The organism is Aeromonas sp. 2692-1 (assembly GCF_013085505.1).
GTDB classification, from domain to species: Bacteria; Pseudomonadota; Gammaproteobacteria; order Enterobacterales; family Aeromonadaceae; genus Aeromonas; species Aeromonas hydrophila.
Window position 1 is genome coordinate 2,236,786 of sequence record NZ_CP038513.1, and the last position, 23,062, is coordinate 2,259,847.

The 23,062-nt window shown below is 62.8% G+C and carries 21 protein-coding genes, 1 pseudogene and 1 riboswitch; of the genes and pseudogenes, 11 read left to right on the plus strand and 11 right to left on the minus strand.

The genetic code is table 11. The features are described 5' to 3' along the window. The first annotated feature begins 75 nt into the window (after nt 1-75). The 3 genes from E5E97_RS10825 to E5E97_RS10835 all read left to right on the plus strand — a co-directional run bounded on the left by E5E97_RS10825 (nt 76) and on the right by E5E97_RS10835 (nt 2,355). Complete coding sequence (locus E5E97_RS10825) at nt 76-957, plus strand: ABC transporter ATP-binding protein (RefSeq protein ID WP_171280255.1); 882 nt, start codon at nt 76-78, stop codon at nt 955-957. A gap of 73 nt (nt 958-1,030) precedes the next feature. Then, entirely contained in the window at nt 1,031-2,044 is a 1,014-nt protein-coding gene (locus E5E97_RS10830) for an ABC transporter permease (RefSeq protein WP_171280256.1), read from the plus strand. Further along, on the plus strand, nt 2,029-2,355 hold the full coding sequence (locus E5E97_RS10835) for a DUF2845 domain-containing protein (protein ID WP_029303666.1): 327 nt from the start codon (nt 2,029-2,031) through the stop codon (nt 2,353-2,355). The genes E5E97_RS10830 and E5E97_RS10835 overlap by 16 nt, the downstream gene beginning before the upstream one ends. Nucleotides 2,356-2,411: 56 nt before the next feature. On the opposite strand, the gene E5E97_RS10840 is transcribed toward E5E97_RS10835, so the two are convergent. Further along, a complete protein-coding gene (locus E5E97_RS10840; protein ID WP_016349931.1) occupies nt 2,412-2,627 on the minus strand; it encodes a DUF1107 domain-containing protein in 216 nt (71 codons plus the stop codon). Nucleotides 2,628-2,815: 188 nt separating this feature from the next. Here E5E97_RS10840 and yfcD point away from each other — a divergent pair, with 188 nt between their 5' ends. After that, the gene (yfcD, locus tag E5E97_RS10845; RefSeq protein WP_171280257.1) at nt 2,816-3,319 is read left to right on the plus strand and encodes an NUDIX hydrolase YfcD; all 504 of its coding nucleotides are present in this window, start codon (nt 2,816-2,818) and stop codon (nt 3,317-3,319) included. A gap of 62 nt (nt 3,320-3,381) precedes the next feature. Here the strand turns inward: yfcD and E5E97_RS10850 are convergent, their stop codons facing one another. Continuing rightward, nucleotides 3,382-4,308, minus strand: a complete 927-nt coding sequence (locus E5E97_RS10850; protein ID WP_041218244.1) for a phenylacetate--CoA ligase family protein — start codon at nt 4,306-4,308, stop codon at nt 3,382-3,384. A 126-nt stretch (nt 4,309-4,434) separates the two neighbouring features. Between E5E97_RS10850 and E5E97_RS10855 the strand changes: the two genes are divergently transcribed. Beyond that, a complete protein-coding gene (locus E5E97_RS10855) occupies nt 4,435-4,908 on the plus strand; it encodes a peroxiredoxin (RefSeq protein ID WP_049048349.1) in 474 nt (157 codons plus the stop codon). A gap of 124 nt (nt 4,909-5,032) precedes the next feature. Continuing rightward, nucleotides 5,033-6,001 (plus strand): calcium/sodium antiporter, encoded by a 969-nt coding sequence (locus E5E97_RS10860; protein ID WP_118881687.1) that lies wholly within the window; start codon nt 5,033-5,035, stop codon nt 5,999-6,001. A gap of 66 nt (nt 6,002-6,067) precedes the next feature. On the opposite strand, the gene E5E97_RS10865 is transcribed toward E5E97_RS10860, so the two are convergent. Then, on the minus strand, nt 6,068-7,219 hold the full coding sequence (locus E5E97_RS10865) for a type III PLP-dependent enzyme (protein ID WP_011705184.1): 1,152 nt from the start codon (nt 7,217-7,219) through the stop codon (nt 6,068-6,070). Nucleotides 7,220-7,716: 497 nt separating this feature from the next. After that, a riboswitch (glycine riboswitch) is annotated at nt 7,717-7,827 on the plus strand. A gap of 249 nt (nt 7,828-8,076) precedes the next feature. Here E5E97_RS10865 and E5E97_RS10870 point away from each other — a divergent pair. After that, complete coding sequence (locus tag E5E97_RS10870) at nt 8,077-9,453, plus strand: sodium:alanine symporter family protein (protein WP_118881686.1); 1,377 nt, start codon at nt 8,077-8,079, stop codon at nt 9,451-9,453. Between the two features lie 107 nt (nt 9,454-9,560). Here the strand turns inward: E5E97_RS10870 and E5E97_RS10875 are convergent, their stop codons facing one another. Beyond that, on the minus strand, nt 9,561-10,262 hold the full coding sequence (locus E5E97_RS10875; protein ID WP_118881685.1) for a protein ligase: 702 nt from the start codon (nt 10,260-10,262) through the stop codon (nt 9,561-9,563). Nucleotides 10,263-10,361: 99 nt separating this feature from the next. Beyond that, nucleotides 10,362-11,759, minus strand: a complete 1,398-nt coding sequence (locus E5E97_RS10880; RefSeq protein ID WP_171280258.1) for a nucleobase:cation symporter-2 family protein — start codon at nt 11,757-11,759, stop codon at nt 10,362-10,364. A gap of 246 nt (nt 11,760-12,005) precedes the next feature. On the opposite strand from E5E97_RS10880, the gene E5E97_RS10885 reads away from it, so the two are divergent. Further along, a complete protein-coding gene (locus E5E97_RS10885; RefSeq protein WP_011705188.1) occupies nt 12,006-13,145 on the plus strand; it encodes a diguanylate cyclase in 1,140 nt (379 codons plus the stop codon). Between the two features lie 34 nt (nt 13,146-13,179). On the opposite strand, the gene E5E97_RS10890 is transcribed toward E5E97_RS10885, so the two are convergent. Next, nucleotides 13,180-13,428, minus strand: a complete 249-nt coding sequence (locus tag E5E97_RS10890; RefSeq protein WP_005298586.1) for a YciN family protein — start codon at nt 13,426-13,428, stop codon at nt 13,180-13,182. Nucleotides 13,429-13,578: 150 nt separating this feature from the next. Further along, nucleotides 13,579-14,958, minus strand: coding sequence for an MATE family efflux transporter (locus E5E97_RS10895; protein ID WP_039215328.1), 1,380 nt, complete (start codon nt 14,956-14,958; stop codon nt 13,579-13,581). Nucleotides 14,959-15,078: 120 nt separating this feature from the next. Between E5E97_RS10895 and E5E97_RS10900 the strand changes: the two are divergent. Beyond that, nucleotides 15,079-15,935, plus strand: a pseudogene (locus tag E5E97_RS10900) (helix-turn-helix transcriptional regulator). Between the two features lie 68 nt (nt 15,936-16,003). Then, on the plus strand, nt 16,004-17,698 hold the full coding sequence (locus tag E5E97_RS10905) for an NAD-dependent malic enzyme (protein WP_011705191.1): 1,695 nt from the start codon (nt 16,004-16,006) through the stop codon (nt 17,696-17,698). Nucleotides 17,699-17,838: 140 nt separating this feature from the next. Here E5E97_RS10905 and E5E97_RS10910 read toward each other — a convergent pair whose 3' ends face one another. From E5E97_RS10910 to E5E97_RS10925, 4 genes are all read right to left on the minus strand, one after another. After that, nucleotides 17,839-18,894, minus strand: coding sequence for an OmpA family protein (locus E5E97_RS10910; RefSeq protein ID WP_011705192.1), 1,056 nt, complete (start codon nt 18,892-18,894; stop codon nt 17,839-17,841). Between the two features lie 211 nt (nt 18,895-19,105). Further along, complete coding sequence (ompA, locus tag E5E97_RS10915) at nt 19,106-20,107, minus strand: porin OmpA (RefSeq protein ID WP_016349943.1); 1,002 nt, start codon at nt 20,105-20,107, stop codon at nt 19,106-19,108. A gap of 431 nt (nt 20,108-20,538) precedes the next feature. After that, a complete protein-coding gene (locus tag E5E97_RS10920) occupies nt 20,539-21,561 on the minus strand; it encodes an OmpA family protein (RefSeq protein ID WP_016349944.1) in 1,023 nt (340 codons plus the stop codon). A 308-nt stretch (nt 21,562-21,869) separates the two neighbouring features. Continuing rightward, on the minus strand, nt 21,870-22,466 hold the full coding sequence (locus E5E97_RS10925) for a hypothetical protein (protein ID WP_118881682.1): 597 nt from the start codon (nt 22,464-22,466) through the stop codon (nt 21,870-21,872). 258 nt (nt 22,467-22,724) lie between these two features. On the opposite strand from E5E97_RS10925, the gene E5E97_RS10930 reads away from it, so the two are divergent. Then, entirely contained in the window at nt 22,725-22,991 is a 267-nt protein-coding gene (locus E5E97_RS10930) for a DNA-binding transcriptional regulator (RefSeq protein WP_005298604.1), read from the plus strand. The last annotated feature ends 71 nt before the right edge of the window (nt 22,992-23,062 follow it).

Genomic DNA, 23,062 nt, shown 5'->3' on the forward strand with positions numbered 1-23,062 from the left:
TGCGCCGCGCGCGGCGGGGCATGGGCAGCGCCTGCGCTTTTGGATATAGTCATGGCTCCTGCTGGGAGAGCACCCATGGCTGCCATCATTGAAGTCGTCGATCTCGTCAAGCACTTCCCCGGCGTCAAGGCGGTGGATGGGCTCAGCTTTGCCATTCCCGCTGGCAGCTGTTTCGGCCTGCTCGGCCCGAACGGGGCGGGCAAGACCACCACCATCGAACTACTGGAGGGGATCCTCACCCCGGACAGCGGCCAGATCCTGTTCCACGGTGCTCCGCGCGGCCCCGACTACCGCTCCCGCATCGGCATCCAGTTCCAGCACACGGCGCTGCAGGATTTCCTGACGGTGCGCGATACCCTGCGACTGTTCGCCAGCCTCTACCCGGCCCCCTTGCCCCAGGCCCAGCTCATCGAACTGTGCGCCTTGGGGGAATTCATCGATCGGGACAGCCGCAAGCTCTCCGGCGGTCAGCGGCAACGGCTGCTGCTGGCGCTGGCCCTGCTCGGCGACCCCGAGCTGCTGTTTCTGGACGAGCCCACCACGGGTCTCGATCCCCAGGCCCGTCACCACTTCTGGCAGCGCATCGAGGCGATCAAGGCGCAGGGCAAGACGGTGGTGCTCACCACCCACTACATGGACGAGGCCCAGCAGTTGTGCGATCAGATTGCCATCGTCGATCACGGCCATCTGCTCAGCCTGGATACCCCGGTCGCCCTGCTGGCCAAGCATTTTGACGGCGTGCTGGTGCGCCTTGCGGCTCACCCGGCCCTCGCCAGTCTCGGCTATCCCCTGCGCCCGCTGGGCGAGCAGGTGGAGCTGAGCTGTCCTGACGTGGCGGACTTGCTGCCACGGCTGCTGAGCCTGGGCGTGCCGCTGACTGGCATGCAGGTGCGATCCCCCAATCTGGAGGATCTCTTCCTGCACTTGACCGGCCACAGCCTGCGGAGCGGCGCATGAAGGCGGCCCCGTGGTACCCCGCAGCGGTATCTGCCTGCATGTCGCCCCAGCCTGCCAGCCCAAGGAGCACCAGATGACCGGATCTCTCAAGCGCATCGGGGCACTCTTCTATGCCCGCAACCTGGAGTTTGTGCGGGATCGGGCGGCGCTTGTCTGGAACCTGGCCTTTCCGCTGCTGCTGGTGCTGGGGTTCACCCTCATCTTCTCCGGCCCACCCAAGCCGCTGGTGCAGATGGGCGTAGTGGGGGAGCTGCCCGCAGCCTATGCCCCGCTGCGCGCCGTGCCGCTGCTCAAGCTCATCCCCTATGACGAGGAGGAGAAGGGCCGGCTCAAGGTGCGCCACCATCAGCTGGATCTGTTGCTCTCACCCGGCACGGGCCGTTACTGGATCAACCCGGACGCTCACCAGGGAGCCATGGCCGAGTATCTGCTGCGCCAGGCCGTGCCGGCGCAGCTGGTGCGGGAGACCCTGAGCGGGCGCGCCATTCGCTACGGTGACTGGCTGCTGCCCGGAGTGATCGGCATGAACCTGATGTTCTCCGGCCTGTTCGGGGTGGGCTTCGTCATCGTCCGCTACCGCAAGAATGGGGTGCTCAAGCGGCTGCGGGCCACTCCGCTCTCGGCTGCCGAGTTTCTCTGCGCCCAGCTGCTGTCGCGCATCCTGATCACCCTGGTGGTGAGCCTGCTGGTATTTTTGGTGGCCTACGGACTGCTCGGAGTGCCGCTGCTGGGCTCGGGCTGGCTGCTGCTGTTGATCGCCCTGCTGGGCGGGGCGTCCATGGCATCCCTCGGTCTGCTGGTGGCGGCTCGCATCCAGAACGAGGAGCTGGCGAGCGGGCTGCTCAACGTCATCAGCATGCCGATGATGTTTCTCTCCGGCGTCTGGTTCTCGCTGGAAGGGGCCCCCGCCTGGCTGCAGCAATTGGCGGTCTGGCTGCCGCTCAGCCAGATCATCGCGGCGGCCCGCGCCGTCATGCTGGAAGGGGCAGGCTGGGCCGAGGTGGCGGCGCCACTGGGCTGGGTCCTGCTGTTTACGCTCTGCTGCATCACCCTGGGCAGCGCCCTGTTCAAATGGAGTCACCGATGAAGTCACTACCGCTGGTTGGCGGGGCCCTGCTGGCCCTGCTGTTGAGTCTGCCGGCCAGTGCCGGCGCCATGCGCTGCAAGAATGCGCTGATCACCGAAGGGGACAGCACCGCCGAGATGCTGCTCAAGTGCGGCGAACCCATGCTGCGCGAGGAGCTGACCCGCAACGAGGAGAACCAGTTCGGCAACCTGATGCAGGTGAAGTATGGGGAGCGCTGGACCTACAACTTCGGCAAGAACGAGTTCATGCGCTTCGTCACCGTGCGCAACGGGGTGATCACCGACATCGAAAACGGCCCGCGCGGCGAGTAGCCGGTGGGCAAAGATGTGCATGGACGCAGACTACAAAACAGAAAGGACTATGGAAGTTACCCCAACAGCAGGGTGGTGTGACGCAGGCCGCGAACCTCCAGATTGATCTGCCGGGCCAGACTCAGGGTCTGCCGGCAGGTCAGGCTCTCCAGATTGATCTCGCCACCGCTGAACTCGAACCGCCCGTGGGCCTCCACCATGAAGCTGCCGTGATGGAAGCTCTTGATGTAGCGGGCAATCTGGCGGGGAGACAAGTTCTTGAACACCTTCATCACAAAACACCTGTTGCGTGGACAGGGCACACTATGGCGTTGTCAGGTGACACGGATGTGACAGTTTGTGGAGGTTTGTATGAATCCGGTTTGTCCTCCACCAGGATTGGCTGTCCATGTGGGGCGGGAGTGAAAAAAGGCTGCCATGACAAGCCGTTGCCCCGATATACTGCGGGCAGTTTAACGCCATGAACAAGAAGGGTCTGCGTGTGGAATGGGTGGATGTGGTGGATGGAAACAATCGGGTGGTCGGGGTTGCCGAGCGTGCCAAGGTACGGCGGGAGAACCTCTGCCACCGCGCCAGCTATATCCTGGTGCTCGATGAGGCTGACCGCATCCTGGTGCAGCGCCGCACCCTCAGCAAGGACTTCTGCCCTGGCATGCTGGATGCCTGCGCCGGTGGCGTGGTCACCACGGGCGAGCTGATGGAGCCCTCCGCCCGCCGCGAACTGGCCGAGGAGCTGGGGATCCGCGATGTGCCGCTGCAGGCATTCGGTGACTTCTATGCCGAAGGGGAGGGGTATCGGGTCTGGGGCGGTCTCTTCAGTTGCCGCTATCAGGGGCCGTTGCGACTGCAGGCCGAAGAGGTGAGCGAGGTGTGCTGGATGAGCCAGGCGGAGATCGCCGCGCGGGCCGCCGAATTTACCCCCGACTCCCTGCTTGCCATCGCCACCTGGCAGGCGCGGCGCTGACGCGTACCCAGCATGTAAAACGGGCAGCCACTGGCTGCCCGTTTTGTTTCGGGCGGGGGATGTTAGACCAGCCTGAGCCGGCGGTTGGTGCGCCCGCACGGACTGGCGCCGGCGAGCCAGTGGCCTTGCCACTCGGTGACCAGACGCAGCAGCGGGTATTCCAGATCGAGCCGGGTCACCACCAGCTGACCGACACCATCGCCGATGACCGGCTCGCCGCTGGCCAGATCGATGATCTCGATGAGGCAGCTTTCGTTGACGATGAAGCCCTGACCGGGCTGGCTCTCATAGGCGATCACCCCCGCATCCTGCAGCAACAGGCAGTTGAGCGCCCGGATGCCGTGCACCGCCTGCAGCGGCCGGGTATCGGGGTGGGAGGATTCGCACAGCAGGGCGCAGCGCAGGCTGTCGCTCGGTACGTCGGCCCGCTCTGCCGCTTCCAGCAGATCCAGCAGCACCGCCAGCGGCCCGACGAACCCGGTCGGCTCATAGCGCTGCAGCGCCTCCAGCTGGCGCCCGGTATCGTGAGGGCCGCAGGGCACCACGGGCGCACCCAGCTGGCGGGCGCCGTTGTCGAAGATGAAGGCGGTGGGGCTGATGTGGTAGTCGTGACCGTTGAGCAATACCTCCCCGGCCTTGAAACCGGCGGCGAACAGGGCGCGGGCCGCCCCCCACCAGTCGGCACCGGCGTATTCGGGAATGGCCAGCTGGCCCGGGCAGGCGAAGACCCGCAGCGCCTGGCTGGCGGGGCGGCCGGTGAGGCCGGCAAAGGGCGGGTGAGCCTGCTGGGCGGCGAACAGTTCGCTGGCATTGAGCAGGGGCAGGCTGGTCAGCTCGCCCAGATCCTGCAGGCGACGCTGGCGGTAGGCACTGGAATAACCGGCGCAATACTGGCCGACATGGGTAAGCAGGTGATTGAGTTGATCCAGTTGTTGTTGCTCTCGCAAGGCGGAGGGGCGAATTTCCAGTCCATCGTAATAGTGCTGCATGAGGCCTCCTTGGTCGGCTGATCCTGCTCAAGGTTAGCCCAAAAGGCGGATGGGATCGGGGTCTGTGTCACATGGCGGGAGTGGGGTAGACTGGAGCCCCTGCCATCCAGTTGAGGACGAGAGATCATGATAGCGATTGGCCAAGCCCTGCCTGCGGGCGAATTCACCTTCATCACCGCCGAGGGCAAGCAGCAGCGGGATAGCCAGAGCCTGTTTGGCGGCAAGCGGGTGGTGCTGTTTGCGGTGCCCGGTGCCTTTACCCCCACCTGTTCCAACGCCCACCTGCCGGGTTACGTGGTGCTGGCGGACAAGTTCAAGGAGAAGGGGGTCGATACCATCTGCTGTCTGTCGGTCAACGACGCCTTCGTGATGAAGGCGTGGCAGGATGCCCAGAACGCCGAGGCCATCACCATGCTGGCCGACGGCGATGGCAGCTGGACCCGGGCACTGGGTCTGGCGAAGGAGACCGGGGCCTTTGGTGGCGTGCGCGCCCAGCGCTTTGCCCTCATCGCCAACGATGGCGTGGTCGAGCAGCTGTTCGTGGAGGCGCCCGGCAAGTTCGAGGTGTCGGATGCCCAGAGCCTGCTGGCGGCGCTGTAAAATATCAATCGTCGTTTGATTTCTTCTTGAAATGGAAAGTCGGCCCGCTACACTGGGCCCACTTCTGCAAAGAGCCGGGCCATCGCCTGGCTCTTGCGTTTGCTGGCGATGGAATGGAGATGTTATGACCCTGGCTTTTGTTGCCCTGATTGCCGGACTGGCGCTGCTGGTCTGGAGTGCGGACAAGTTTGTCGATGGCGCCGCCGCCACCGCCCGTTACGCCGGCATGCCGCCGCTGCTGATCGGCATGGTGATCATCGGCTTTGGCACCTCGGCCCCCGAGATGGTGGTCTCCGCGCTGGCGGCCTCCCAGGGCAACCCCGGCCTTGCGCTCGGCAACGCCTATGGCTCCAACATCACCAATATCGCCCTGATCTTGGGGCTGACCGCTCTGATCAGCCCCATCGCGGTGGCCTCCCAGGTGGTGCGCAAGGAGATCCCCATCCTGCTCGGCATCACCCTGCTCTCCGGCGCCCTGCTGCTGGACGGTCATCTGGACCGCACGGACGCCACCATCCTCGGCGTGGTGTTCGTCGGCCTGATGGGCTGGTCGATCCGGGCCGGCATGCGCGGCAAGGGGGATGCGCTGGATGCGGAAACCGAGGAGAGCATCGACAGCGAGGGGATGTCCCTCAAGGCGGCCATCTGCTGGCTCATCGTCGGACTGGTGCTGCTGATTGCGGCCTCCCGCCTGCTGGTGTGGGGGGCGGTGACCATCGCCCAGGCGCTTGGCATCAGCGATCTGGTGATTGGCCTCACCATCGTCGCCGTCGGCACCTCGCTGCCGGAGCTTGCCTCGTCCCTCATCGCCATTCGCAAGAACGAGCACGACCTGGCCCTTGGCAACGTGCTCGGCTCCAACCTGTTCAACACCCTGGCGGTGGTGGGGATCGCGGCGGGGATCCACCCGCTCGACGTGGCACCGGAAGTGCTCTCCCGCGACTGGAGCGTGATGATGGGGCTGACCCTGTTGCTGCTGGTGATGTGCCTGGGCCGCAAGGGGCAGGGGCGGATCAACCGGCTGGAGGGGGGCCTGCTGCTCGCCTGCTTCGTCGGCTATACCGGCTGGTTGCTGGCCAGTCAGTTCATCTAGCCGTTTGAGCTGGATGAAACGAAAGAGGGGAAGCCGCGGCTTCCCCTCTTTGCATTCGACCTGTTGTCAGGCGACCGCCACCAGCTTCTGTCCTTTCTGGCTGCTGTCCAGAATCAGGATGCTCGCCTTGGGGAAGAAGTTGAAGGTGGAGGCCGAGGCCCAGGTGTAGGCCCCCATCACCCGGCCCACCACCAGCTCGCCGATGGCCAGGTCCGGCAGCATGATGCCGTCACGGATCACGTCCACGCTGTCGCAGGTGGGGCCGGAGAGCACCGAGTTGTGCAGCTCGCCGCGCGCCAGCGGGGTGCTCACCGGGTAGGTGACGTGATCGTAGAGCTGGCCGTTGTAGCTGCCGTAGAGGCCGTCATCCAGGTAGTACCAGATCTTGTCGCCGCGATGGGCCTTGCCCATCACGCTGGAGACCGAGGTCATGGCCGGCGCGCTGATGAAGCGGCCCGGCTCGGCAATCTTCTGCACCGTGGCCGGCAGCTTGGCCAGCGCCTCGCGGATCGGCGCGCAGAAGCCGTCGATGTCGAACTCGCCCCCCTCATAATCCACCGGGAAGCCGCCGCCGATATCCAGTACCCAGGGCTTGAGACCAAGCTCCCAGGCCTGCTCCATGATCTCGCGGCAGGCATCGATGGCCTGCACGTGGCGACGGGCGTGGGGCACCTGGGAGCCGACGTGGAACGACAGCCCCATCACCTTGATGCCCTTGGCGTGGGCCAGTTGCAGCAGCGGCAGCGCCTGCTCCGGGGTGCAGCCGAACTTCTTGGAGAGGTCCACCTTGGTCTCGGGGTTGGGGAAGCTGACCCGCAGCAGCAGTTTCACTTCGTCCTTGTAGGGGATGAACTTCTCCAGCTCCAGCGGGTTGTCGTAGACAAACACGGTGCAGCCGTACTCCAGCGCATAGCGGATGTCGCTGTCGCGCTTGATGGGATGGGTATGAATGCAGCGTCCCGGGCGGACACCCTGACTGCGCACCAGATCCACTTCGCCATTGGTTGCCAGATCGAAACAGGCCCCCTCTTCCTTCAAGACAGAGACCACTGCCTCGTGGGGCAGGGGCTTGAGTGCATAGTGCAATCGTACATCGGGCAGGGCGGCCGCCAGGGCCCGATACTGTTTGCGGACGGCTGCCTTGTCGAGCAGCAGGAGGGGGGAGCCGAACTGTTCAACCAGCTGACGGTAATCTTGTGCTACCAGGGTCTCGTTCATTCTCTTTTGGTCATCCTTAGGGGGCGTGATATGCCCAAGCCATATGGGGTTGAACCGGCGACGGCCGGCTCAGGCGAGCGGTCCGGAGGGACCAACCAGGCACATTGCATAACTCCATTGCAAAGTGCTTAGTTATGCGCGGGATTATCGGCTTATTGCGTTTGTGTGCAACCCTTTTGATTGGATATGTCGGCAAGTTTTTCTGGTCGAGACGAAATATCATCTTGATATGGCGGCCGTATCGGCTAGTGAAGCTGGGCCATCTGTGGCAAGTGGGAATAACTTATTGATAGTTAACGAACAAATAACAGATGGTTCGGTGCGAAAAAGAACGGCGGCCGGGGTGGCTGAGTGGGAGACAGCTCACACTTTTTGGATTACCATGCCCGCTTCCTAATCCAAACTAGTTCGGATGAAGGTAGCAGGAGAGCGATGGGCAACCATCCACCGAAGAAGTGAATCTTTCAGGTACCGGGCAACCGGTGTGGACTGCTACTGGACGATACTCTGGAGAGACCCGTTGAATCGGGCGCCGAAGGAGCAAGGCACCGTGATTGCATCGCAATCTGGCGCCGGAAACTCTCAGGCAAAAGGACAGAGGGGATGGGATGATTGTACCTGAGCTTGGAACTGTTCACGATCGGTAACGAGAGGTCGTCAGCAAGGCAAAGAGCAGCGCAGGAACCGGAGCGTATAGACATACGTGAGGATTCCGAGTCGCGCATGAGCCTTGATCACGGCCTCGCAGTCAGAGCGTAAACAAGTTCTTGGCCCGCATCCGATCGCCTTTGGGGATCGCGACACCTATGGGAAGATCATCCTTCTCCTCCTTAATTTCTGTTTCTTAAGGAGGATGCATGTCATCAATTCAATCGGCTCTCGCCGCCATCGATAGCTTTATCTGGGGTCCACCCCTGCTGATCCTGCTGGTCGGGACCGGTATCTACCTTACCCTGCGTCTGGGTCTGCTTCAGGTGGTGCGCTTGCCGCTCGCCCTGCGTCTGGTCTTTGGTCGCGATCAGGGCCATGGCAAGCAGGGGGATGTCTCCAGCTTTGGCGCGCTCTGCACCGCCCTCTCCGCCACTATCGGTACCGGCAACATCGTCGGGGTGGCCACCGCCATCAAGCTGGGGGGCCCGGGTGCCCTGTTCTGGATGTGGATGGCAGCCCTGTTCGGCATGGCCACCAAGTACGCCGAGTGTCTGCTGGCGGTGAAATATCGCCAGCAGGACGCCAACGGCCAGATGGCAGGCGGCCCCATGTATTATCTGGAGAAGGGGCTCGGCTCCAAGCCGCTGGCCAAGCTGTTCGCCCTGTTCGGCATCGGCGTGGCGTTTTTTGGCATCGGCACCTTCCCGCAGGTGAACGCCATCAGTGACGCCATGAGCCTCTCCTTCTCGGTACCCCGTGAAGTGACCGCCGTGGTGCTGACCCTGATCGTGGCGCTGGTGACCCTGGGGGGCATCCAGTCCATCTCCAGCGTGTCGAGCAAGGTGGTACCCTTCATGGCCATCTTCTACATCGTCGCCTGCCTGGGTGTGCTGGTGAACAATGCCGCCGCCCTGCCGGAGGCGATCGCCCTGGTGATCGGGAGTGCCTTCACCGGCCATGCGGCCACCGGCGGCTTCGTCGGCGCCGGCATCATGCTGGCGATCCAGTCCGGGGTGGCGCGCGGGGTCTTCTCCAACGAGTCGGGGTTGGGCTCGGCGCCCATCGCGGCGGCGGCGGCCAAGACCGATTCGTGCGTGGAACAGGGGCTGGTCTCCATGACCGGCACCTTCATCGACACCATCATCATCTGCACCATGACCGGCCTGACTCTGGTGGTCACCGGGGTGTGGAGCGGCGATGTGAGCGGCGCGGCCATGACCAGTCTGGCCTTTGCCCAGGGGCTCGATGCCCATGTCGGCCAGTATCTGGTGAGCATCGGTCTGTTGTTCTTCGCCTTTACCACCATCCTTGGCTGGAACTACTACGGCGAGCGCTGCACCGAGTACCTGTTCGGGGTGAAGGCGATCAAACCCTACCGCCTCATCTATCTGGTGCTGGTGGCGAGCGGTGCCTTCCTGCATCTGGACCTGATCTGGCTGCTGGCCGACATCGTCAACGGCCTGATGGCGGTGCCCAACCTCATCGGTCTCATCGGCCTGCGCCACGTGGTGATCGCCGAGACCCGCGCCTACTTCAGCCGGGACCGGGATACGGAGTCCGAGCCCGAGCCGCAGACAGCCTGATGCCGCGACCATCCATCCAAACGAAAGCCACGACCCGGGTCGTGGCTTTTTTATGGGCGTTTTTGATGAGGGGGCGGGTTGTGGTGCCCGGCAGCAGGGCGCTGGGCTCACTCCTGGGTCAGCAGCGCGGTAAGCCGGGTTCGCACCCTCTCCACCAATTCGCCCTCGCTCCCTTGCCAAGCGATGGCTTGCGCCAGGGTGGTGGAGGTGGCGGGGAGAAAGCGCAGCTCGCCGCCCGCCAGCTCGTAGAAGCGGCTCGCCATCCGGGTGCCTTGGTCCACGTTGCCGGCTACCAGCAGCATGGCCTGGGCCAGCACGGCCCCGCGGTGATCCTGACCCGGCGCCAGCCAGCGCTGGGCGGTGCCGGTCACCTTGCGACCCCCGATCACCAGATTGTACTGGCCATCGCAAAACGAGCCGGGCACGAAGTCATAGCTGCCCGCGAGACCGTATTCCCCCAGCAGGGCGAGCAGCGGCGCCCCCAGCAGCCGGTAGTAGTGAGCCAGATCCGTGGTGGTGCGAGGCAGCATGAGCGACAGATTGAGGATGCCGGCGCCGTGGGGCACGGCAGTGCCGCCGCTGTCGCGCACATGCACGGGCCAGCCCTCGGCGGCAAGCTGCTCGCAGGCGGCCTGGTAGCGGGGCAAGCGGGTGTCCTTGCGGGTGACGATGAGGCATTGGGGTGCCTGCCAGAGGTGGGCGCGGGGCTGGCGGTCATGGGCACATTCTCGCAGCCAGCGCTGCTCCTCGGCCAGGATCTGGTCTGGGGTGTGACTGCTGGGCAGGGAGGGAAGCAGGGTATAGGGCATGAAAGGCATCCTGAGCAGAGGCTGCCCAGCACACTACCCGTGGCAGCGAAGGAGGTAAAGCCCCGCATGGCGGGGCTTTGGTGCAAGGATGGCGGAGTGTCAGGCCTGTGCGGCGGCGCGCTTGGGCAGCAGCAGGTTCATGATGATGGCGGTGAGGCCGCCGGTGGCGACGCCGTAGGAGAGCACGCTCTTGGCCAGATCCGGCAGGTGCTGCAGCACTTCCGGCACCTGCGCCACCCCGAGGTCCATGGCCAGCGACACCGCCAGGATCATCAGGGCGCGGCGATCGAGCTCCTCGCGGGAGATGATGCGTACGCCGGCGGCGGCGATAGTGCCGAACATGACGATGGTGGCGCCCCCCAGCACGGGCTCGGGGATCTGCTGCACCAGGCTGGCCACCGCCGGGAACAGGCCGAGCAGCGCCAGCATGGCGGCGATGAACAGGCCGACGTGACGGCTGGCCACCCCGGTCAGCTGGATGACGCCGTTGTTCTGGGCGAAGGTGGACATGGGGAAGGTGGAGAAGACCGCCGCCAGCATGGAGTTGGCGCCATCGGCCAGCACGCCGCCCTTGATCCGCTCCATGTAGACCGGCCCTTCCAGCGGCTCGCCGGAGATGTCGGAGGTGGCTGTCATGTCGCCGATGGCCTCGAGCGCCGTCACCACGAAGATGATGGCGAGCGGCACGAACAGCTGCCAGTCAAAGCCGAGCCCGTAGTGGAGCGGGATCGGCACCATCAGCAGCGGGCCGTCGAAGGTGGGGGCGTTGACCTTGCCCAGCAGCAGCGCCACCGCATAGCCCACCAGCATGGCGATCATGATGGCGGAGAGGCGCAACCAGGGGTTGCGGCTGCGCTGCAGCAGCACGATAAGGCCGAGCACCAGCAGGGAGAGGAAGAGGTTGGTGTGGCTGGCGAAGCTGCCGTCTGACAGGGCGCCGTAGCCGCCCCCCATGCTGATGAGGCCCACCTTGATGAGGGTCAGGCCGATCAGCAGCACGACGATGCCGGTCACCAGCGGGGTGATGATCTGTTTGACCAGGTGCAGGAAGCGGCTCATCACCACTATGGTGAGGGCGGCCGCCAGCATGGTGCCGAACAGGGTGCCCAGCAGATCCTCGGTGGGCATGGCGGCCTGTTTGAGGGCGAGGCCGGAGGCGATGATGGGGCCGAGGAAGTTGAAGCTGGTGCCCTGTACCGAGAGCAGGCCGGAACCGATGGGGCCGAAGCGGCGGGTCTGGATGAAGGAGGCGATGCCGGACATGACCAGCGACATGGAGACGATATAGCGGGTGTCGGCGGCAGGGAGGCCGAGGGCGTTGGCGATGATGAGGGGCGGGGTGATGATGGCGACAAACATGGCGAGCATATGCTGCAGGGCGGCGAACAGGGTCTGGGGCAGGGGCGGGACATCCTCTATGCCATAGACCTGTTCGCTGTGGGCTCGCCTGGGTGGATGGGCCTCTCGGGTTGCGCGTACGGCGGCAGCCTGTTCCATAAATACCTCGAATGTGTGGGGGAGGGGGCAGAAAATTGGGCGCTATTTTAGTGATTGAGAACGGGCTGACCAGCGCTAATTCGGGTTGCAACGGGTTTATTTTCTGATGGGTTGAAACGTTTGCGCGTGGCAATTATGATCCGCCGGTTTGTGTGACGGCGCTCGCCCGGAAATGGGGCCGGTTGCATAGGATTTTGCCGCCGCACGGCGTAGAATGAGCCCTCTGTTGCGATTTGGAGGCTCTGGATGCTGAAGCTGTCGGAGTTCTGGAGTGCCCGTGCCCACTCCGAAGATTTTACCCTGACCCGCATGGGCTTTATGACGGTGCGTCTTCGGCTGCTCACCTGTCTGTTGATGGTGGGCCTGCCCGCCTGGGCGGTGGTGGACTGGCTGACCTTGCCCTCCGCCCAGTTCGATGAACTGTTTCAGGCCCGGATCTTCTGCCTGCTCGCCCTCTCCCCGCTCATCCCCTTCTCCTACCTCATCCACTTCAGACGCGAACGCATGAAGCTGGCGCTCGGCTACCTGATGGCGGTGATGATGCTCTTCTCCCTCATCTGCCTGCACAGCTTCGGCGCGGATCAGGAGCTGCAGGCGGGTTACATGGCCTTCCCCTACCTGCTCATCAGCCTGTTCGCCATCTTCCCCATTCCGCTCTCCCTCGGCCTGCAGCTGGCGGGGGGCATTCTGGTCACCATGCTGGCCGGCAACTGGCTGCTGGTGGGGCAGCCGCTCTGGAGTGTGCAGACCCTCAACCAGATCTGGCTGCTGGGGCTGTTTGCCCTGGCCAGCAGCTGGGTGCAGTGCGGCCAGCTCAACATGCTGCTGCAACTCTACCGGGAGTCCACCACCGACGAGCTGACCGGCATGATGAACCGCCGTCTGCTGATGAAACAGCTGGAGAAGGCGAGGATGAGCATGATCCGCAAGCAGGCGCCGTTCGCGGTGCTGCTGCTGGATCTGGACCGCTTCAAGCGCATCAACGACACCTTCGGCCATCTGGCGGGGGATGCTGTGCTCAAGGAGGTGGCGGCGACCCTGGCGGAGCAGCTGGAGCCCGGCATGGTGCTGGGCCGCTACGGCGGCGAGGAGTTTGCCATCCTGCTGCCCAACTGCGCCGAGCTGGCCCAGGCCAAGCGGGTGGCCGAGCGGCTGCGGGTGGCGGTGGAGGCGCGGCTGGTGAAGAGCCCCACCTCCGACGAACTGCTGGAGGTGACGGTGAGTATCGGCCTGACCCTGGCCCTACGCGGCGAGGGGGTCGAGGATCTGCTCAACCGGGCCGACGAGTGCCTCTACATGGCCAAGATGGCCGGGCGCAACTGCGTGGTGGGGGAGCTGGGTGGCAAGCCGGCACAGCCTGCCGCGATACAGACAGATGCCGCCTGAGGGCGGCATCTTGCTTGAGTGGGATTGAGCGGACTCAGCCCAGCTGGTACTTGCCGGAGAGCTGCTGGGCCAGCAGCTTGAACATGTTGAACACCGCCATGGTCTTGCCGGTCGGGGTGCCATCTTCGGCCAGGAAGAACTCCCCCTTGAACACCAGGATCTCCCCCTTCTGCTCCACCGAATCGGCACGCATGCCGTGGATGAAGTCTTCGTGTTCCTTGATGATCTTGTTGGCCATCTCCAGCAGGGCAGTCTCGGTGATCAGCTCTTTTTGTGGTTGCATGCTCGTCTCCTTAAACGACTACTGGGCAGGGGCATAATGTCGCTGCACGCGGTGAGCCCTGCCTCTGATTGAAGAGGGGGCCAGCATACTGCAAACAGGGATTTTCTGTCATTGATATGACCCCGCATTTTCCCGCTTTGCTCTCTTCCCTTATCCCAGCACCAGGTTTCTGAGCCAGCGGCGCTGGCGAATGCGGCGCTGCACCAGCAACACCTTGCTGAGCTCTTCCAGCAACACCACCGCCACCACCCAGGAGAGGGGCCAGCCGAGCAGGTTGACCGCCCCCCAGGCGAGCGGCAGACCGATGCACCACATGCCGACGATGTCGATGAAGATGCTGTAGTTCACATCCCCGCCCGAGCGCAGCACCCCTATGATGCCCACCATGTTGAACACCTTGAGCAGCATGCCCAGACACATGATGGCGAGCACCTGGCCGGCCTCCGTCATCAGCTCGCCCGGCAGGTTGCCGACCCACTGCAGCAGGTGGGTCTGCAGCAGCCAGACCGCGATCCCCACCAGCAGGGCACCGATGGGGGCGAGCAGCAGGAAGAGCTGGGAGTGCTGCCAGGCAACCTCGTACTCTTCCGCCCCGAGCCGGTGGCCGAGCAGGGTGGAGCAGGCCACCGCCAGCCCGAAGAAGAGGGAGATGAGGATGCTCTCCAGCGTCCCGAGGGTGGTCATGATGGCCAGCGAGTCGGTGCCAAGGTGGGCGTAAAGAAAGCCGTAGAGCAGCATGCCAAAGGCCCAGAGCCCGTCGTGGAACAAGAGCGGCAGGGCGATCAGGGTGAAGCGCACCACCTCCTTGCGCTTGAAGGCGGCCAGCCAGTCATCTTTTCGCGGGATCAGGCGCGCTTCATAGCGTCTCACGTAGAGCAGCAGCAGGGTCGTTTGCAGCAGCCGGGAAAGGGTGGTGCCCCAGGCCGAGCCGGCTACCCCCATGGCCTCGAAGCCGAAATGGCCGAAGATGAGGGCGTAGTTGAGGATGACATTGGCGATGATGGCGATGATGCCGATGCGGGTGGGGGCGGCGGCATTGCCGACCGAGCGCAGCGCCGACTCCAGCGGTACCACCACGGCGGTGCAGAGGATGGTGGCGCCGGTGATCATCAGAAACTGATCGGCCAGCTCGCGCAGCGCGGGCTCCTGGCTGGCAAAGCCGAGCACGCTGCCCGGTGAGAGCACGTAGACCAGGGCAAACGGCAGGCTCACCAGCAGGGCCCCCACCAGCGCCAGCGCCAGCGAGCGGCGCACCCCGGCCATCTCGCCGCGACCGTAATACTGTGCCGCCAACACCGAGACCCCGCCCGAGAGCCCCGCTATCACCAGCAGATTGAAGAAGAAGACCCGGTTACCCAAGCCGACCGCCGCCACAGCCGTGGTGCCAAGCTGGCTCACCATCATGATGTCGATGAGGCCGAGCAGGGAGAACATCATGGATTGCAGCGAGACCGGCAGGGCCAGCCGCCACAATCGGGTCATGAACTCACGATCGGTGGTTTGTTTTAAAATCGCTTGCCAATAATTCATTTATGTTAACCGGGTAGATAAAAAGCAAGGTTCGTCATGGGTATGATAGGGGGAGTGGCGGGCGGCTTCACTGTGAGCCTCTCTCGGCTTTCTTGTGTAAAACTATCCTATTGAGGTGTTATGCCGTTTGTCAGCGAGTGTCTGGAAATCGCCCCGGCCTGCGAGGAGCGAATGCTGGGGCGTGAAGGGCTGCCGCTGCTCGGCGAGGCGGGCATCTTCCTGACCGGGCTCTCGAGCATCCGCGATCACTACCTGATCCGTCGCAACCGGCCGGAGTTCCACATCCTGATGGTGAGTCACGACGAGGGGGGGCCCTGCTCACCGATGGCGGCGAGCAGCCCATCCCGGCCGGTTCGCTCATCTTCTTGCCGGCGGCAGTGCCCGGTGGTCTCAAGCTGGTGAGGGCGCAGTGGCGCACCAGCTGGATCCTGCTGGATGACGTGCCGCGCTGGCAGCACCTGCACCGGCTCGGCCACCGCATCTGGCAGGGGGAGGAGGGGGAGCAGATCTATCACCTGCTCAGCCTGATGCAGGGGGAGGGCACGCGTTCACCGCTGCAGCCCCAGTTGCTGAGCCTGCTGCTGGCGCTCCTGGAGCGCACCCTGCAGGGAGAGGTGCGCGGCACGCCGGAACTCAGGCTGCAGGCGCTGTTTCGGCGGGTGGAGGCACGCCTTGACGAGCCCTGGAGCGTGGCGTTGCTGGCCGATCAGATGGCCTGCTCGGTGCCCCATCTGCATCGGCTCTGCCAGCAGGCGTTCGGCATGGGGCCCATGGCGAAGGTGACCGAGCTCAGGATGAACAAGGCGCGCCAACTGCTGCTCTACACCAACTGGCCCCTCGGCGAGCTGGCCGGCCGGGTCGGTTACAGCGACGGCGCCAACTTTGCCAACCGCTTTCGCCGGCTCACTGGTCTGACCCCCGGCGCCTTTCGTCGCCTGGGTCGCAAACCTTTTGCAACGGATGTGCAAACTCTTTGAAATTAATGGCGCAAGCCCATAGGATCGGCGGACTCCTTCGTCCAGGTCATCGTTTAGGTACCCGATCCATGTTTGAAGATAATAACCAGAAACGTCCCCTCTACATCCCCTATGCCGGTCCGGCCCTGCTGGAGACCCCGCTGCTCAACAAGGGCAGCGCCTTCACCAGCGAAGAGCGCAGCAACTTCAACCTCGAAGGCCTGCTGCCCCAGAATATCGAGACCATCGAAGAGCAGGCCGAGCGGGCCTACCGTCAGTTCATGGCGTTCGGCAACGACATGGACAAGCACATCTACCTGCGCAACATCCAGGACACCAACGAGACGCTGTTCTACCGGCTGCTGACCAACCACCTGACCGAGATGCTACCGGTCATCTACACCCCGACCGTCGGCAAGGCGTGCGAGGAGTTCTCCAACATCTACCGTCGCGCCCGCGGCCTGTTCATCTCCTATCCGGACAAGGACAGGATCGATGACATGCTGCAAAACGCCACCAAGCAGAACGTCAAGGTGATCGTGGTCACCGACGGTGAGCGGATCCTGGGCCTCGGCGATCAGGGCATCGGCGGCATGGGCATTCCCATCGGCAAGCTGTCGCTCTACACCGCTTGCGGCGGCATCTCGCCAGCCTACTGCCTGCCGGTGGTGCTGGACGTGGGTACCAACAACCAGCAGCTATTGAATGACCCCTTCTACATGGGCTGGCGCAATCCGCGCATCTCGGGCGAAGAGTATGCAGAGTTCGTCGACGCCTTCATTCAGGCGGTCAAGCGCCGTTGGCCCGACATCCTGCTGCAGTTCGAGGACTTCGCCCAGAACAACGCCATGCCGCTGCTCAATCGCTACAAGAACGAGCTCTGCTGCTTCAACGATGACATTCAGGGCACCGCCGCCGTGACCCTGGGCAGCCTCATCGCTGCCTGCAAGGCCTCCGGCGCCAAGCTCTCCGAGAAGCGGGTCGCCTTCCTCGGCGCCGGCAGCGCCGGATGCGGCATCGCCGAGCAGATCGTGGCGCAGATGAAAGCCGAGGGGCTGACCGATGCCCAGGCCCGCAGCCGGGTCTTCATGGTGGACCGGTTTGGCCTCATCACCGACAAGATTCCCAACCAGCTCGACTTCCAGCGCCGCCTCTCCCAGCCGGTGGAGCGCATCGCCGATTGGCCGGTGGGAGACAACATCTCCCTGCTGGAGGTGATGGAGCACGGTCGCCCGGACATCCTGATCGGGGTCTCCGGCCAGCCGGGGCTGTTCACCGAAGAGGTGGTCAAGACCATGCACAAGCACTGTGCCCGCCCCATCATCTTCCCGCTCTCCAACCCCACCTCCCGGGTCGAGGCGACGCCGGCAGATCTGATCCGCTGGACCGACGGCCAGGCGCTGGTGGCAACCGGCAGCCCGTTTGCACCGGTGGAGTACAAGGGCAAGCGCTACGTCATCGCCCAGTGCAACAACTCCTTCATCTTCCCGGGGATCGGCCTTGGCGTCATCGCCGCCGGTGCCACCCGGGTGACCGATGCCATGCTGATGTCGGCCAGCCGCGCGCTGGCAGAGTGCTCGCCGCTGGTGAAAGGGGAGGAGGGCTCCTTGCTGCCGGATCTGGCGGACATTCACCAGGTCTCCCGCTACATCGCCAAGATGGTGGCCAAGACCGCCATGCTGCAGGGCAAGGCGGTACAGACCCCGGACGAGGTGATCGATCAATCCATCGAGGCCAATTTCTGGCGCCCCGAGTATCGTCGCTATCGCCGTACCTCCTTCTGATTTCTGCGGGAAGGCGCAAAGCAAAAGGGATGCCTCGGCATCCCTTTTTTGTGCATCGCGTTGTGGGTGGGCTTGCTCACCACCTGTTGTTATCTGCACCTCTTCACACGTCTGGCGCTGTGCTCTCTTCGTAGCTGGAATTACTGCTCGGCTGGGGCGGCGGCTGCTTCAGGGGCACCCTGAGTGCCGGTGACCCTGACTTCCACCCGGCGATCCGGTGCCAGGCAGTCGATGAGGGCGGCCCTGGCCTTGATGGCATCACACTGGCTGCCGGTGACCGGGTTGCTCTCGCCATTGCCCTGGATGCTCACCTTGTCGGCGGGCAGCCCCTTGCCGATCAGGAAGTTGGCGACCGTGCTGGCGCGGGCCTCCGACAGCGCCTGGTTGTTGGCATCCGACCCGATGCGGTCGGTGTAGCCCATCACCACGGCGTTGCCATCCTTGGGCTTGACGTCGGCTATCTGCTGATAGAGCGACTCCAGCGCCTGCATTCCCTCCGGTTTCAGCTCCGCCTTGCCGAACGCAAACAGCACGTCCGAACTCAGGTTGAAGGTCTGATCCACCGGCTCGGGAGCGGGCGGTGGCGGGGGAACGACCATGGGGGCTGGGGCCGGTTCGACCGGTTTGCTGCGGTTGGGGTGGATCACCAGCTCCAGGGTGGCGGTGCTGATGTCGCTGACCCAGCGCTGGGTGCCGCTGCCCACCTTGTCATTGTCGGGATCGTCGCCGACCCGGACCATGTAGCGGTAGCGGGCCTGGATGTCGACCCAGTCGTGCAGCTTGGCGGTGAGGCCGAGCCCGGCCAGCGGAGCCAGGTTGTTGTCGCCGCCGTTGATGGACTTGACGTGGTAGACATAACCGCCGCCCTCGGCGAACACCGAGAAGATATCCCCCAGCGGCAGCCGACCAATCACCGACAGGGTGGCGCCCTGGCTGCTGAAGTCGTTGCCCTGCACGTCCCAGTCACCGGTCGACAGGTAGCCCAGTTCAGCCCCCAGATTCTCGGTGAAGTTGTAGCCGCCGAACAGGGAGAGCGCGGTGGCGTCCTTGCTCGCATCCTTGCCAAAGTCACCCAGATCGTGAGCGATGGCCCAGCCACCTCCCACCCCGGCGTACCAGTCGTTGTCCGGCGCCGCCTGTGCGCCCGTGGCTGCCAGTGCCAATGCAATCCAAACAGGTTTTACTCTTATGTTCATCGCGTATCCTCGTCGATGTCTGGTGTAGTAGGGCGCAAGCCCTGTTGTGTACAACCACCACTATTTATAGGCGATGCAGGGTTTTTAACCACTTAGGTGGTATCGAGGATGGCAATGAGCGGGGAGCTGCTGGTCAGCCGAGGTGCTCAGGGTGAGCGCCAGGCAATAAAAAAGGAGGCCTGATGGCCTCCTTTTCGGTCAGCAAGGTGACTTACTGGGTGACTTGCTGTACGCCGGTGACGCGCACTTCTACGCGACGATCCGGGGCCAGGCAGGCGATCAGCTGAGCCTTGGCCTTGATGCCGTTGCACTGGGTGCCGGTGACCGGGTTGGCTTCGCCACGACCTTCGATGGCTACCTTGCCGGCAGGCAGACCCTTGCCGACCAGGAAGTCGGCCACGGTGCGGGCACGGGCTTCAGACAGCTTCAGGTTGTAGGCGTCGGAGCCGATGCGGTCGGTGTAACCAACGACCACGGCGCTGCCATCTTTCGGCTGTACGTCGACGATCTGCTGATACAGGGTGTTCAGAGCGGCAACGCCTTCCGGTTTCAGGGTGGATTTGCCGAAGGCAAACAGCACGTCTGAACTCAGGGCGAAGTTCTTGTCGACCACGACCGGCTCAGGAACCGGCTCGGGAGCCGGTGCCGCTACCGGTGCCACGTAAGTGGAGCGGTTCGGGTGCATCACCAGTTCCAGGGTGGCCACGCTCATGTTGGTTTCCCAGGTCTTCTGCTCGTCACCCAGGTTCCACATGTAGCGGTAACGGGCCTGCAGATCGATCAGGTCAGAGAGCTTGGCGGTCACGCCCAGACCGGCCAGCGGCGCGGTACCGTTGTCGCTGCTGCCGTTGCCGTTGACGTGGTTGAAGTAGGCGCCGCCTTCTGCAAACACGGAGAAGATGTCGCCGAGCGGCAGACGAGCCAGACCGGACAGGGTTGCGCCCTGGGTCTTGAAGTCAACGCCATCGACGCCACCCTTGCCGGCGTAGAGATAACCCAGCTCGGCGCCGAAGTTATCGTTGAAGTTGTAGCCGCCAAACAGGGAGAGCGCGGTGGCATCCTTGTCGGCATCTTTGCCAAAGTCGTTCAGGTCGTGGCCATAAGCCCAACCAGCACCGATACCTGTGTACCAGTCGTTGGCAGCCTGAGCGGTGGAAGTCCCCATGGCCGCGATGGCCAGAGCAATCAGGGCGGGTGCCATTTTCATTTTCATCGTTTTATCCTCGTTGAGTTTGCCGTGCTAGGGCGTACTGCGCACTCTTCAGTTATACCGGTCACAAGTGACAATTCAGCTGCGACCGCCATGGTGAACCACGGTTGGCCTGAATGAAAAAAGAGATGGTTCCTGGATACTCACGAAGCCTTGGCTCCATGGACAACTAACCGGGCCGGAAGCACTTTTAATAGTTCATCCAATGCCTTACAAGCGGAGTTACTGTATTCTTTTGACTCGCGTTGATCAAGTTTCTGTACAGATATCCAGCGCTGGCGCGGCTCTGCACGGGGGGCTAGAAAACTGGCGGAGGGAAATGATTTGACAGAAAGTGACGCGCCTTGCTGTGTTTTTGGTCAGTTGGCGGCGAGGAGGCAAACAAAAGGGGATGCCGTGGCATCCCCTTTTCGCATCATCTGAACGGAGTCAGATTACTTCTGAACTTCTTGTACGCCGGATACGCGCACTTCAACGCGACGGTCCGGAGCCAGGCAGGAGATCAGCTGAGCTTTGGCTTTCACGCCGTTGCACTTGGTGCCGGTGACCGGGTTGGCTTCGCCACGACCTTCAACAGCAACCTTGCTGGCGGCCATGCCTTTGCTGACCAGGAAGTTGGCAACAGTGCGAGCGCGGGCTTCGGACAGCTTCTGGTTGTAAGCGTCGGAACCGATGCGGTCGGTGTAACCAACGACAACAGCGTTGCCATCTTTCGGCTGGAATTCAACGATTTGCTGGTACAGACCGTTCAGGGCAGCAACGCCTTCCGGCTTCAGGCTGTCTTTGCCAAAGGCAAACAGCACGTCGGAGTTCAGGGCGAAGTTTTTCTCGACAACCTGCGGAGCCGGAGCCGGCGCTTCTTCAACAACCGGGGCCGGAGCCGGGGCTACGTAGGAAGTGCGGAACGGGTGGTACACGGCTTCCAGGGTTGCAACGCTCTGGTTGGACTTGTAACGGTCACCATTGTCAGCGTGCAGGTCAGCCACGTCCCACATGTAGCGGTAGCGAGCTTGCAGATCCAGTGCGTCGTTAACCTTGTAGGTCACGCCCAGGCCGGCCAGCGGGGACACTTTGGTGTCACTTACGCCCAGACCATCGGTGTGAGCCCAGTAGGCGCCGCCTTCAGCGAAGGCAGAGAAGTCGCCGCCCAGCGGCAGACGAGCGATACCGGACAGGGTGGCACCCTGGTTCTCGTAACGGTTGCCGTCGGTGTTGCCACGACCAGCGTACTGGTAGCCGAACTCGGTACCGAAGTTTTCGGTGAAGTTGTAACCGACGAAGGCGTTGGCTGCAGCTGCGTCTTCTTCACCAACGTTGGTGCTTTCGATCTTGTTCAGACCGTTGAAGTGGGCAGCACCGACACCGGCACCGAAGTAGATGTCGTCAGCGGCGTGAGCTGCAGTTGCACCCATGGCAGCCATGGCGATGGCGATCAGGGAAGGAGCCATTTTCATCATAAAAAAATCCTCGTTGAGATGGCACGTTGTTCACGTGCTTCGCACTTTTTAATTTATGTAAGCTGCAGGCTCTGCCGAACAACAGCGTTGAGTCTGGCAGGGATCCCGGATCCATCCGGGAGGCACACATTCCTGGTGCACAAGCGAGCGGGTGGCAGCGTAAGCAATGCCTTCAACCCTTCACGAACAGCCGATGTCATTCCGATGACGTGGCGCACTCTATGCCGATTTCAAAACATGATCAAGCTCACACATAATCCATATGGCAAATTGTGTCGTGTGGATAACTGGCTGTTTATCCAAATTAATTAGTGATCCAAATAGGCTCGGTGCAGTCTCTTCTCGAGTTTCATATAGGCCTGAGCCCAGTCAGATTGCGCCATGGCGGGAAATTCCCTCGCCTGGAACACGGCCAGGTAATCGGCCTCGGTTGCTTCGCACAGTAAGGGTGTAAAACTGCACAAAAAATGACGGGCCAGGTAGGGATCTAGCGGCCAGATGTTGAGGATGGCCCGCGCCACAGGCTGTACTGCAGCTGAACAGCAGAAATGCAGGTGGCCTGCTTCGAGCCAGTCGGCCATCTCGGCCAGACCGTTGACGGGGACCAGGCCGCCATCGCCCGGCTCTTTGGCCAGTGCCAGATGCTGGCCATTGCCAAGCAGCAGGGTTCCATCTTCCTGCATGATGCCATCGTGACTGCGCAATGGCAGCCCGGTTGCGGGCCGCTCAAGAAACAGGCTGCTCTTGTCATCGAGCTCAGCCAAAACTGCTGCCGCCTGATCGTGCAGCGCGGTGGGCAACCAGAAGGCCTCGGCACGAGTCTGCTGGCCTTGCTGCAGTTGACGAGCGAGTTCTGCGGGGGGGGTGACAGGGTGTAAACAGGAGATTATGCCGGGAAGCGCCATGAGTTCTTACTCTTAAGGGATAGCCGGCGAATTATACGAGTTATTCCTGTGGCAACAATAAAGGTTTCTTTTCGAGACTGTTTACCTGAGGCGGTTGAGCGATTACCATCCCCGATGTTTGCAAGGGTTGTCGTCGAAAGACGCTGATTAAAGATAGAGGCTCGACCATAACGAGTCCGTTCAAAACTGATACACTTGACTACGAGTCGTCGCGAAAAATAAAGGTGGAGTCAATCCGCCGTACGGAGTATGGAACACATGAATTCAAATATCGTAACTGTTGGCAAGAAGATCCGTCAGATCCGTGAAGCGGTCGGCCTGAGCCGTCCCAAGTTTGCAGATCTGCTGGGCGTTCCCCCGACCACCCTGAAGAACTACGAACTGGGTTATCGTGAAGTTGGTGGCGCCTTCCTGGTGGCACTGGCTCATCACCCGGAACTGCACAAGTTCACCCTCTGGCTGCTGGCTGACAAAAAAGTCGCCGAAATCGGTCAGATCGGCCCGGACGATATTGCCAAAGCTTGATTTGATTGAGCTTTGACAAAAATGCCGCCATCGAGGCGGCATTTTTTTATCCATCAAATAACCCGCGAAAT